1 protein-coding gene and 1 tRNA gene are annotated in these 597 nt (G+C 65.2%); one reads left to right on the forward strand and one right to left on the reverse strand.

Annotation, left to right across the window (positions count from 1 at the left end):
- Positions 1-103 precede the first annotated feature (103 nt).
- Positions 104-179: transfer RNA gene (locus AC1DYG_RS18880), tRNA-Arg, on the forward strand.
- A gap of 60 nt (positions 180-239) precedes the next feature.
- On the opposite strand, the gene AC1DYG_RS18885 is transcribed toward AC1DYG_RS18880, so the two are convergent.
- Positions 240-597: nuclear transport factor 2 family protein (locus AC1DYG_RS18885; protein WP_477641405.1), on the reverse strand; the 358-nt coding region annotated here is incomplete at its 5' end.

Raw genomic sequence — 597 nt, forward strand, 5'->3', positions numbered from 1 at the left:
GGCGCGTACCAGGCACTTTACCCAATCCGAGGGTCCAAATATGGATCCGGCGAGTCATGGGTTACGCTAACCCCGCCCAATGGCACGCCGGAAGTTTCGGCGGGCCCCCGTAGCTCAGGGGATAGAGCGTTCGCCTCCGGAGCGAAAGGCCGCAGGTTCGAATCCTGCCGGGGGCACCACCATTTGACGCGGGAACCCCGATCCAGGRAACTGGATCGGGGTTCTTGCGTTTGCCGGCGCTACTGGCCGCCGAGGGCCGCGAGCGGGGCCATGTCGAAGTAGTCCCGCCAGGCCACGATCTTGCCGTCCTCGTCGACCTCGAACACCCCCATCACCGGCAGTTCGACGGCGGTGCCGTTGATCGTGAACACGTCGGTGCGCTCRTTCATCACCACGCGGCCGGCACTGGTCTGGTGGTGGATCGTGAACACGATGCCGCCGAACGCCCCGAGGAACCCGGCGAGGAAGTCCTTGATTGCGGGCTTCCCCACCACGGGTTCCATCGGAATGTTGTGGTAGACAGCACCTTCGGCGAAGTACTCGGCGAGCGTCTCGGGGTTCGAGTCCGCCCAGCGGGCGCAGAACTCGGTGTAGCCC

Source organism: Pedococcus sp. P1_H8 (assembly GCF_056405175.1).